Raw genomic sequence first — 12,113 nt, forward strand, 5'->3', positions numbered from 1 at the left:
ACCTGCGTGATTCCAGTGGTGGCCGGGCGAGGCCGGTGCGTGCCGATGGCACCATCGGGTCCCGGCCTTCCAGGGTTCGCCGTGCAACGATTCAGGACGTGGCGCGGGAGGCGCGGGTCTCGGTTTCGACCGTCTCCAATGTGATCCGCGATGCCCCCGGTGTCCGCCCCCAGATGAAGGCCAAGGTCGTTGCGGCGATCGAGAAACTGGGTTACCGGCCCCAGGCCGGCGCCCGTGCGATGCGAGGACGCTCCTACACCATCGGCGTCATGCTCACCGAGTTCTCGGCCCCCTTCCAGACAGAGATCGCGGAAGGGATCGCAGACGAGCTGGAGCCGAGTCCGTACCAGGAGATCTTCGTCGCCGGAGGCCTCTCGCCCGAGCGCCAGCAAAGAAGCATCGAAGCCCTCGCCGACAGGCAGGTGGACGGGCTCATCGTCATCGCGCCGGCGATGGCCACCTCGTGGCTGGAGAAACTGGGATCGGGACTGCCCACCCTGGTGATCGCACGGCACGGCGGCTCCGCCCAGTACGACACCGTCGTGGACGACGACCAGGGAGGCGCGCGTCTCATGGTCGATCACCTCGTGGCCCTGGGCCACAAGCGCATCCTGCACACCAGTCATCCGGCGGGACGCCTCAAGAGGCCCTTCGTCCTGGCCCACACCGCGCGATGTGACGGCTATGTCAACGCCATGAAGCGACACGGCCTCGAGCCCGACGTCATCGAGACCACCTACTCGGAAGCAGGCGGGTACCAGGCCGCCCTGGAAGCCCTGGCCAGGCCGACGCCACCGACTGCCGTCTTCGCCGGCGCGGACATCGCCGCACTCGGCGCGCTGCGGGCAGCGGAAGAGCGTGGCCTGAGGGTGCCTCAGGACATCACCGTCGCCGGGTACGACAACATCTATGCCTCGACCATCGGCCGGGTCTCTCTCACGACGGTCGACCAGTCGGGCCACCTCACGGGCCAGATGAGCGCGCGACTCCTGCTGGAGCGGCTGAACGGCCGGACCCAGCCCGTGCACTACGTCGTGTCCCCTCGGCTGATGCCGCGTGGCACGAGCGCGGCCCCGGTACGAAAGTCCGCCCGACGGCTGCCCTGACAGGGAGAGCGAGCCGGTCGGTTCGCATCTCCACACGCCCCCACCGCCATTAGAACGGTCCACGACCTGCGCGTGACGGGAGGGGGCATACCGTTTCGCGCGGCTCGGCGTCCACCAGCGCGCCGACATGAGAGGCCCACTGTCGACCAAACCAAGCCATAGGTGCTTTGACCTGCCGTTTTGACCACCGCAGCATGAGCGCGTTACAGAACCGTTACCGCGCAATCACGACGCACTCTCTTGACCGACCTTCGCCTGCTACCTAGCCTCCACTTGAAACGTTCCAGAGAGCATTTTCAGCCGGTACGCCCCTTTGACGTGCACCCGGGCGTAGACGTTTCCGCCAGTACTCGCGGCCATATCCGGCCGAACTTTCCCGTGTCCGAAGGAGCCGATCATGCGGCGCACCAAAAGACTTGCTCGCGTATTACTGACCATGACGACGGCCCTGACCTCGCTGGCTGCGCTGAGCGCTTGCACCGACGCGAACACCGCGTCTACGCCCGGGGGTAAGAAGGACACGCTTGTTCTCGGTTCGACCGCGGACATCCAGGGCTGGGACCCGGCGAACCAGCCCTCCTTCCAGGGCTGGCCGGCCGATGCCGTGTACCAGACCCTGACCCGGTTCGACGCTCTGGGCAAGCCCCAGCCGGACGCCGCCACGAAGTGGGAGGTGAACTCCGACAACACCGCCGTGACCTTCCACCTGCGCGAGGGCATGAAGTTCTCCGACGGCGAACCGGTCGATGCGGAGGCCATCAAGGTCGGCTTCGATTACCAGGCATCGCACGGCGGTCAGGCCGCCCGCCTCAGCGATTACAAGGCCACCACCCCGGACTCCATGACCGTGAAGCTCACCTCGTCGAAGCCGGATCCGGGCATCGTGGGCATGGGCGGCATCAAGGTGGCGAGTCCCAAGTACCTGAAGGCCGGCAATCTGAACAAGGCGCCCGTCGGCTCCGGTCCCTACACGCTCGACGCGGCGAAGACGACCAGGGGATCGACGTACACCTTCGTCAAGAACGAGGACTTCTGGGACGCCAAGACCTTCCCGTACAAGAAGCTCGTGGTCAAGGTGCTCAAGAACCAGACCGCCGCGCTCAACGCCCTCAAGACGGGACAGATCGACGGCACCTTGATCCAGCAGTCGATGTACAAGGAGGCCATCGCCTCCGACCTCAGGGTCCTGGGGATGCGCGGTAACACCACACGGCTGCTGCTCATGGACCACAAGGGCGAAAAGATCCCGGCCCTGGGGGAACTGAAGGTCCGCCGCGCGCTGAACATGCTCTTCGACAAGAAGTCCCTGGCGAAGGACTTCTACCAGGGACGGGCCGTTCCGGCGAACCAGATCTTCCGCCCGGGATCGGACGCCTACATCGACGATCTGAAGGATCCATACCCCTACGACCCGGCCGAGGCCAAGAGGCTGATGAAGGAGGCGGGGTACGAGAAGGGGTTCACCGTGACGTTCCCCCTGTTCGGGGGCCTCGGGATGGAGGAGCTCATTCCCGTGGTGGCGCAGGAGTTGAGCCAGCTCAACATCAAGGTGAAGCAGAAGACCCTGTCCGGGCCGACCGCCGTCGAGGAGCTGCTCAGCGGTAAGTACCCGATGATCCTCTGGCCACTGGGCAACTACGGCGACTCGAAGCAGGACATCAAGGACTACGTGCTGGACGACGGCATCTGGAACGTGATGCACCAGCCCGACCCGACGGTGACCAAGCTCTGGGACAGGTTCCTCACCAGTACCGGCCAGGAGGCCAAGGAGATCCAGCAGGAACTCAACCGCTACACCATCGAGCAGGCGTGGAACGTTCCGCTGGCGTACCCGGAGGGCTTCTACGCCTACAGCCCGAAGATCCGGATCCCCGAGATGACCGACTCCAACGCCCTCAACCCCCGGCTGTGGGACTACAAGTAGGCGGGCCGGCACGAGAGATCGGATCCACAGGTGTACCGAGTTCTTCTCAGAAAGTTCCTCCGGGCCGTGACGATTCTCCTCGTCGTCAGCTTCACCACGTACCTCCTCATGTACGGCAAAGGGCCCGGGATCGTACGCGCCGTCCTGGGGCGGGAGGCCCAGGAGGCGGACATCCGGCGGGAAGTGGCCCGGCTCGGCCTCGACCGGCCGCTGCTCGTGCAGTACGGCGACTGGCTCCAGGGGCTGCTCACGGGCGACCTGGGCGAATCGCTGTTCACGGGACAGTCCGTGACCTCGCTGCTTGCGACGCGGGTGCCGGTGACGCTCGCCCTGGTCTTCCTGACCCTGGTGATGATGGCCGTCCTCAGCGTCCTGCTCGGCGTCACCGCCGCCGTGCGCGGGGGCTGGATCGACCGGGTGGTCCAGTTCCTGTCGGTCCTGGGGGCGGCCGTCCCGCCGTTCGTGATCGCGATCGGGCTCGTCTTCACCTTCGCCATCGCGGTCCGAGTCTTTCCCGCGACCGGATATGTCTCCCCGGACCAGAGCTTCGGCGGGTGGATCGCCTCTGTCACGCTCCCGACGCTCGCGTTGCTGATCGGGGCGGTCGCCGGAGCAGCCGCGCAGTTCCGGGGAGCGGTCATCGACACCCTCTCCCAGGACTTCGTCCGCACGCTGCGGGCCCGAGGGATCAGTGAGCGCGAGGTCGTCTTCCGCCACGTCCTGCGCAACGCCGGCGGACCCGGGCTCATGACCCTCAACCTGGGCGTCATGACCCTCCTGGGCGGGGCGGTGTTCATCGAGCAGATCTTCGCGCTCCCCGGTCTGGGCTCGGCGGGGCTCGAGGCCTCGCTCCAGGGCGATGTGCCCGTGGTCATGGGCATCCTCGTCGTGGCCATCGCCATCGTCCTAGTCGTCAACCTGTTCGCCGACCTCGCGAACGCGGCGCTCACCCCGAAGGTGAGGACACGATGAGTGTGCCCGAGCATCTCCAGGCCTCCGGGCCGGCTCAAGAGCCGGTGTCGGCGGGAAAGGGCCGGTCCGTCCTGCGGCGGCTCGTCGCCGACCCGATGGCGGCCGGCTGCCTGGCCTTCGTCACCGTCGTGGCCGTCCTGGGCCTGAGCAGTCCGTGGCTGGCCCCATACGGCCCCAACTTCACGGAACTCAGCGCCGTGAACGCCCCGCCCTTCTCCCCCGGTCACTTCCTGGGCGCGGACGCGTCGGGCCGGGACATCCTCTCCCGCCTCATGTGGGGAACCCGCCAGACCCTGCTGGCCTGTCTGCTCCTCCTGGCCGTCTCGTCCGTGCTCGGTGTCGTCGGCGGCCTCGTCGCCGGCTTCTACCGGGGCAGGGTCGAAGCCGCCGCGGACTGGGTCTCCGACGTCATCATGACGATGCCCGCGGTCCTGCTGCTCTTCGCGCTGTACGCACGGACCGGCCCCAATATCGCGGTCGCGATGATCGTGTACGGCCTGCTCGTGGCACCGTCGTACTTCCGCCTGGTCAGGTCCGTCGTGGTCGGCGTACGCAACGAGCTGTACATCGACGCCGCGACCGTGGTCGGCCTGTCCGACCTGCGCATCGTGGGCCGGCACGTGCTGTGGGCGGTGCGTGCCCCGGTGGTGATCCACAGCTCGTTCGTGCTCGCCGGGGGCATCGGCGTCGAGGCCGGGGTGAGCTTCCTCGGCCTCGGTGATCCCGCGACGCCGTCCTGGGGATCCGTGCTCCAGACCTCCTTCTCGAGCATCTACACCAGCAAGGCCGCCGTCGCCTGGCCCGCCCTCCTGATCAGCCTGTCGATCCTGGCGCTCGTCCTGCTCGGCAACGCCCTGCGCGACGTCCTCCAGACCTCGGCGCACCGCACGGCGCCCTCGCCGCGCCGGCTGAGGGAGATGATTCGCGAGGCTCGGGAGGGGGTGGAGCCGTCTGCCTCTGCAGTCCCGGCCCCGGACACCGTGCTCTCGATCCAGGGGCTACGCATCGGGTATCCAGACGGCGACAGGGAGATCCGGGAGGTCGTCCACGGCATCGACCTGGAGGTGCGGCGCGGCGAGATCCACGGACTGGTGGGCGAGTCCGGGTCGGGCAAATCCCAGATCGCGTTCGCGACGCTGGGCATCCTTCCCGGTGAGGCCATCGTGCTCGGCGGACGGGTCCTGCTCGACGGCGAGGACCTGCTGGCGAGCGACGATCGCATGCGCCGGGCGCGCGGCCGGCGCATCGCGTACATCCCGCAGGAGCCAATGTCGAACCTGGACCCCTGCTTCACCATCGGCGCGCAGCTCATCCACGGCCTGCGCGCGGTCAAGGAGATCTCGAAGGAGGGCGCCCGGCGCGAACTCCTCGCCCTGCTCGCCCGGGTCGGCATCAAGGATCCGGAACGCGTCCTCCGGCAGTACCCGCACGAGATCTCGGGCGGGATGGCCCAACGCGTCCTGATCTGCGGCGCGGTCGCCTCGGACCCCGACGTGATCGTTGCGGACGAGCCGACGACCGCCCTGGACGTGACGGTGCAGGCCGAGGTCCTCGAACTGCTGCGGGAGCTGCGGGATGAGCGCGGCCTGGCGATGATCCTGGTGACCCACAACCTGGGCGTCGTCGCGGATCTCTGCGACACGGTCAGCGTGATGCGGGACGGGCACATCGTGGAGCGCAGCGACGTGGACTCGCTGTTCGAGGATCCCGCTGTGGACTACACCATGGAACTGCTCACTTCGGCACGCCGTGTCGAGATCGCGGAGGTGTGACCGTGCCGGAGGCCGTACCGAAAGCGCAGACCGTACGGGAATCGGAGCCCGCAGGGGAGTCGGAGCCCGTACTGAAGGTCGAAGACCTCGTCGTACGTTTCGGAGGACGCCGGGCCACCGGCGCCACCGTGATCAACGGTGTCTCCTTCGACCTGCGGGCCGGGGAGACGCTGAGTCTGGTGGGCGAGTCCGGGTCGGGGAAGACCACGATCGGGCGCGCGATCCTCGGGCTCGCCCCGGTGACGGCGGGCACCGTCACGTTCCGCGGGAAGACCGTCAGCAACATCTCACGGGCCCGTCGGCGCGTCCTCGCACGGGACATCCAGGTCGTGTTCCAGGACCCGTACTCCTCGCTGAACCCGTCCATGGTGATCGAGGACATCCTGGCCGAACCGCTCCTCGCCGGCGAGGGCGGCGACGGGCGCACCGCAACAGGACAACGGGCCCGTGTACGTGAACTCCTAGACGCCGTCGGTCTGCCCGCCGACTGCGGACGGCGCACACCACGGGAGTTCTCCGGAGGGCAGCGGCAGCGGATCGCCATCGCCCGCGCGCTCGCTCTGGACCCCGCGGTCATCATCTGCGACGAACCCACCAGCGCGCTGGACGTGACCACCCAGGCCAAGGTGCTCACGCTGCTGAAGGACATCCAGCGCGAGACGGGTGTGGCGTACCTGTTCATCAGCCACGACCTCGGCGTCGTCAACGAGGTGAGCGACCGGATCGCCGTCCTCCATCAGGGGCACATTGTCGAGATCGGCAAGGCGACCGATGTCGCGACGGCTCCCGAGCACCCCTACACACGCAAGCTGCAGATGGCGGCTCCCGTCGCGGATCCGAAGAAGCAGCGACTGCGGCGGGCCAAGCGCCTGGAAACGCTGGCGGCGGAGCTTCCGGCTCCCAAGGTCGGGTCGTGAGCGGCGGCGATGCGCGGGTGATTGGCGACTGCGTCTCGAGGGCGTAGTCGCGGTCTGCCGACGGTCCGCGCACGGCCCTGGGCGCGCGGGCCGTCTGAGTACACGCACCACCCACTCCCCTATACGCACCACCCACCCCTGGACGCATTCCCCCCACCAGTACCCCCGAAAGGACTGCCATGGAGCCGCAGGACAGGTCCGAACCGAACACGACACGCGAGGGCGGAGGCTTCCCACGCAGGGCTTTCCTGCGCGGGAGCGCGGGCGCGCTCTCCGTGGCCGGGCTCGTCGCCGCAGGCGAGTTCGGTGGATTCCCGCCCCTTCCCTCGACCCCGACCGCCCACGCGTCACCGCTCAACGCGGCGAGGGGGCCGGAGGCGGCGTACATCCGCACCTGGGGCCTCGCACCGGACGGCCCCTGCGAAGCGGGGGCCGACCCGGAGTGCCGCACCGGCGAGCCCTCAGGCCTACGCGGAGCCGCAGGCGGCATGAGCGTGCCCGGTCTGGGCATCCCGCTCGGCGGCGTCGGCGCCGGCTCGTTCCACTACAACCTGTTCGGAACCTTCGGGCCGTGGAGCATGGGCGGTTCACAGGCCTCGGACTGGTGGGACATGCGCACGCTGCCCCAGGCGGCCTTCCACGTCCGTGAGCAGGTCGCGGGTGCCTCGGGCGGCCCGACCGTCAAGACGCTCGCCACGCGGCACGACCACATCGCTCCGCAGCGGGATTTCGCCGGGGTTCTTCCGCAGTGGAACCAGCTGAACCCCGGCGACGGCACCTATGCCGCGCTGTACCCGTTCGGCTGGACCTCTTACAACGTGTTCCGGTCACAGGTGTCCATGCGCTTCTGGTCGCCGATCGTGGCCGGCGAGGACGAGCGCACCTCCATGCCGGTGGCCTTCTTCGACGTGGAACTGGCCAACCCCACGACGAAGGCCGTCGACCTCTCGGTGATGTTCACCTTCCCGAACGCCACTCCTCATCCGTCGGGCACGACGCGCACCGGGCTCTACAGCCGCTTCGACACCGACGCCCGGTCGGGTGTCGCCGGCGTGACGCTGGGCTCGGACCACCGGACGAACACGCCCGACTCCTACAAGTCGGAGTGGACCATCGCCGCCCTGCCGGCCACCGGCCAGAAACTGACGTACGTCACTTCGTGGAACGGGGCAGGCGACGGGAGCGACATCTACGAGCCGTTCTCCTCCACGGGCATGCTGCCGAACAGTGCCCTGGACGACTCGGACTCGGCGGGCGCCGTCGCCGTGACCGTGCGGCTGCGGCCGGGCCAGAAGACCACCGTCCGGTACGCCCTGTCCTGGGACTTCCCGCAGGTGTACTACGACGCCGCACCCAGCGGCCGGGCCGTCTGGATGCGCCGCTACACCGAGTTCCTCGGCGCCACCTCGACGGCCACCAACGACTACGTCCCGAACTCGTATCCGTTCAAGCAGGCCTTCACCATCGCCAAGCGCGAGCTGGCACGGCGCGACAACTCCCTCGCCGCTGTCGAGGCGTGGTGGAAGCCGATCGCCGAGAACCCGAAGTACCCGGTGTGGCTGCGGAAAGCGGCCCTGAACGAGCTGTTCGGCATGGTCTTCAACGCCTCGTTCTGGGAGGCGGGCCTGGTCAGCAACTCCATCACTCCCGCCCCCGGCGGACCTCGCCTGGGCGCTGACGTCCCCGGCACCCACCTCTTCTACACGATCGACGGCGGAAGCGGCGGCGCACCGGCCAACGAGATGGACGTCGACAGCTTCGGCTACCTGCTGTACACGAAGCTGTTCCCCAACATCGAACTCGGGCGCCTGCGTGCCTGGTTGCAGCTGACCAAGCAGGACCGGTGGGGGCGGGTGCCCCAGCAGATCATGTTCGACACAGGTCCGTTCATCAACGCGACCGGAGCCAACCAGGGCGCCCCATCGGCAACGTCCGAACCCGTCTTCGGCGCACCGCCTCCGGGCACCGACGATCTCGGCAAGCTCTTCGATCCCGCGGGCGGCGACGCGTTCCGGGACTGCTTCCACAAGCTCATCTACCGGGTGTACGCGCTGTACCAGGAGACCGGCGACAAGAGCCTGTTGACCTACGGGTATCCCCAGATGCTGCGGACGCTGAAGCACTCACAGTTCTTCCGCCCGCCCGGCTCCCACCTCCCGGCTGACCCGCCGTCGAACAATCCGCCGAGCACCTACGACCAGCTCCTGGTCAACGGGCACGGCATCTACAACTGCCAGCTGTATCTGCTCTCGCTGCAGATCCTGTCGACGCTCACTCCCAAGGCCAGGGCCCTCGGCGTTCCCGAGGCCACGCCCGCGGTCCAGAAAGAGGTCGACACCGAACTCGCGGCGGCGAAGGAGGAGTTCGAGGAGATCTTCTGGAACCCCAAGACCGGGCGCTACCGCTACTGCGACGGCACCGGCGGCATAGACGGGCGGACCGGCGACATCTTCGGCGCCAAGAAGCCGGTACTGCCGAAGGACGCGGCCTTCCTGGACGCGTTCTACGCCCAGTGCGTCGCCTCCCAGCTCGGCCTGCCGGATCTGATCGACCTGCGACGTGCCCGCCAGCACTGGCACAACACCCTGGACGCCTTCCTAGCGCCCAAGGACGCCAACGGCGTTCCCGTAGGCCCGCCGATCATTCTCGACGAGAACCTGAAGCCGTACCCGATGGACTACGCCCAGCCTGGCACCGGCCGTTTCGTCCCGGAGATCGCCGACGTGTGGCCCGGCACGACCTGGATGGCGACAGCGGCCGCCGTGCACATCGGCCGCAAGACCGGCGACGGGAAACTGATCGCCAAGGCCCTGCAGATGAGCGAAGCCGTGGCGAACCGGATCTACGACGACGGCGCCACGACCAAGGGCCATGCCTTCGCCACACCGGAGTCCTGGTTCGTGGCCAACCCGAACATCTCCCGGTACGCGGCCTACGCCCGCGCCCGGTCCGTCTGGCAGCTCGTCGACGCACTCGACACCGTGCAGGGGAGTTCGAAGTGACGACCACACCGCCACCGCCCCAGTCGTCCATACGCCCGGGCCAGGTCTGGTACGACACGGCCGGCCACCGCATCCAGGCGCACGGCGGGTCGATCACGTGCCTCGACGGAACGTTCTACTGGTACGGCGAGAACAAGGAGCGGACGAAGCCCGGCAGCGGAATCTGGCACTGGGGGATCCGCTGCTACTCCTCCACCGACCTGTACAACTGGGAGGACCGCGGGCTGATCATCCCGCCCGAGCCGGGCGACCCGAACTCTCCTCTCCACCCGGCCCAGCAGGTCGACCGCCCGCACATCGTCTTCAACGCCGCCACCAAGCAGTACGTGTGCTGGATCAAGATCATGGGCGAGGGGAATACCCAGACCAGCACCGTCCTCGTCGCCGACGACTTCCTCGGCCCTTACCGCGTCGTCCGCACTGGGCTGCGCCCGCTCGGCATGAACGCCGGCGACTTCGACCTCGCCGTCCATCCCGACGACGGCAAGGCGTACTACTACTTCGAGCGCGTGCACAGCGAGCTGATCTGCGCCGACCTGACCGACGACTACACGAACGTCACCGGCTACTACTCGACCCACTTCCCCCACCCCCACCCGCCGTACGTCCGTGAGGCACCGGCCCACTTCACGCGGGGCGGACTGCACTACTTGATCACTTCGGGCACCACCGGCTACGCCCCCAACCCGTCGGAGGTGGCCGTCGCACGGACCTTCCACGGCCCGTGGACCGTGCTGGGGGACCCGCATCCCCAGGACGCCTCCGGAACGTCGTACCGCTCCCAGATCAGCTCGGTGTTCAAGCATCCGCACAAGAAGGACCTCTACATCGCCCTGGCCGACAGGTGGCTGCCCCACCTGGCACCCGAGCTGGCCGAGCCGATCCAGGAAGAAATGCGCAGGCGCTTCTCCGGAGACGCGACGGAGGACGCCTCCGACACCCCTGCCGTCCTCCCCCCTGAACTGCTCGACCCCGACACTTCCATCGCGGACTACGTCTGGCTGCCCCTGCGCTTCGAAGGAGAGATGGCCTTCCTGGACTGGCACGACGAATGGCGGATCGAGGACTACGACTGACAGACGCGCCGAACAGGCGCCGCGTTGGCGGGAGATGAGGCCGGGCGGAGCACGCGAACCGCCTGCGAGCGGACGGCGCGCCACCTCGAAGTCGTGGGGCGCGCCGTCACTCGGTGGTCAGCGGTGTAGACAAGCACCTCCGGCGCGCCGAGGTCGTCCACTGCCCGGCCGAGCGCGGCCACGAGCTGGTTCGTCGTGATGCGCGGCTGCCGGGAACGGAGATGTTCTACGAACGTCAAGCCTGCACCTCCGGCTCGCCATGTGGCAGACCGCGTTGCAACCCGGAGTGCTGTTCAGTGCCGTGACAGGGCACCCCATCCGCCTTCCACCCAAGTCGTGTCGTCCCCACACTCGGAAGACATGGATCGTGAGCAACACAGCGGCGGCACCGAGCTGGGGCGCTACCTACGCGCCCGACGGGCCCAGGTGACCCCCGAGGAGGTCGGCCTACCACCCGGTGCCGGCGCGCGTCGCACACCCGGACTGCGCCGTGAGGAACTGGCCACCCTGGCCGGGATCAGCATCGACTACTTCACCCGGCTGGAGCGCGGCAAGGAGACCCACCCCAGCCCGTCCGTCGTCGACTCCCTCGCCCGCGCCCTCCGGCTGGAGGAGCCGGAACACGACCACCTGCGCAGCCTGGCCGCGCATGCCGCGCGTACATCTCCAAAACCGCCCACCGCGCCCACCCGCTCCGTACGGCCCGGAGTAAAGCTCCTGCTGGAGGCCATGCGGCCCCAGCCCGCGCACGTGGTCAGCCGCACGGGCGACGTACTGGCCTGGAACCCGGGCGGACTGCGACTCCTCGCCGGGATGGAGGACTGGCCCGCGAGACAGCGCAACATCGCACGCTACGTCTTCCTCCACCCCACCGCCCGCGACCTCTTCGACGACTGGGGCAACCAGGTCCGCGGCTGCGTAGCCCGCCTGCGGGCCCTGGCCGGTACCGACCCGGACGCCCCCGACCTCACCCAGCTCGCCGGTGAACTCCTGCTCAAGAGCCCGGAGTTCGCCCGCCTGTGGGAACGCTACGACGTACGCGGCCACTCCTATGGCCGCAAGACGTTCCACCACCCGGACGTCGGCGACCTCACCCTCGGCTACCAGTCCATGCAGCTGGAAGGCACCCCCGGCCACCGGCTGGTCGTGTACCACGCCGAGCCCGGCAGCACCGAGTACGACGCGATGGTCCTGCTCGATCTGGCGGCGTCCGACTCGGCGCACGCGTCACGGATCGGAGCATCGCGTACCGGGTTCGCGGACTGACACAGCACTCACCCCGGCCGGTGCGTCGCCCGCGCACCGAACCCCGGTCCGAACCACCGAAGACCGAAAGGACGAACA

Annotated in this window: 8 protein-coding genes; all 8 read left to right on the forward strand. The window is 68.3% G+C overall.

The window, feature by feature from the left end; translation table 11 throughout:
- Window positions 1–98: 98 nt before the first annotated feature.
- The 8 genes from RM704_RS13460 to RM704_RS13495 all read left to right on the forward strand — a co-directional run bounded on the left by RM704_RS13460 (window position 99) and on the right by RM704_RS13495 (window position 12,035).
- A complete protein-coding gene (locus tag RM704_RS13460) occupies window positions 99–1,106 on the forward strand; it encodes a LacI family DNA-binding transcriptional regulator (RefSeq protein ID WP_311590572.1) in 1,008 nt (335 codons plus the stop codon).
- A 397-nt stretch (window positions 1,107–1,503) separates the two neighbouring features.
- The gene (locus RM704_RS13465) at window positions 1,504–3,030 is read left to right on the forward strand and encodes an ABC transporter substrate-binding protein (protein WP_033531061.1); all 1,527 of its coding nucleotides are present in this window, start codon (window positions 1,504–1,506) and stop codon (window positions 3,028–3,030) included.
- 30 nt (window positions 3,031–3,060) lie between these two features.
- Window positions 3,061–4,002, forward strand: a complete 942-nt coding sequence (locus tag RM704_RS13470) for an ABC transporter permease (RefSeq protein ID WP_033531060.1) — start codon at window positions 3,061–3,063, stop codon at window positions 4,000–4,002.
- The gene (locus tag RM704_RS13475) at window positions 3,999–5,774 is read left to right on the forward strand and encodes a dipeptide/oligopeptide/nickel ABC transporter permease/ATP-binding protein (RefSeq protein WP_033531059.1); all 1,776 of its coding nucleotides are present in this window, start codon (window positions 3,999–4,001) and stop codon (window positions 5,772–5,774) included. Before RM704_RS13470 ends, RM704_RS13475 begins: the two co-directional genes overlap by 4 nt.
- A 2-nt stretch (window positions 5,775–5,776) precedes the next feature.
- Window positions 5,777–6,691, forward strand: coding sequence for an ABC transporter ATP-binding protein (locus RM704_RS13480; protein WP_052146433.1), 915 nt, complete (start codon window positions 5,777–5,779; stop codon window positions 6,689–6,691).
- A 179-nt stretch (window positions 6,692–6,870) separates the two neighbouring features.
- Window positions 6,871–9,693 (forward strand): GH116 family glycosyl-hydrolase, encoded by a 2,823-nt coding sequence (locus tag RM704_RS13485; RefSeq protein ID WP_033531058.1) that lies wholly within the window; start codon window positions 6,871–6,873, stop codon window positions 9,691–9,693.
- Complete coding sequence (locus tag RM704_RS13490; RefSeq protein ID WP_033531057.1) at window positions 9,690–10,769, forward strand: family 43 glycosylhydrolase; 1,080 nt, start codon at window positions 9,690–9,692, stop codon at window positions 10,767–10,769. The genes RM704_RS13485 and RM704_RS13490 overlap by 4 nt, the downstream gene beginning before the upstream one ends.
- Window positions 10,770–11,129: 360 nt before the next feature.
- On the forward strand, window positions 11,130–12,035 hold the full coding sequence (locus tag RM704_RS13495) for a helix-turn-helix transcriptional regulator (RefSeq protein ID WP_033531056.1): 906 nt from the start codon (window positions 11,130–11,132) through the stop codon (window positions 12,033–12,035).
- Window positions 12,036–12,113: the final 78 nt, after the last annotated feature.

It is taken from the genome of Streptomyces gottesmaniae (assembly GCF_031845845.1).
Lineage (GTDB): Bacteria > Actinomycetota > Actinomycetes > Streptomycetales > Streptomycetaceae > Streptomyces > Streptomyces akebiae.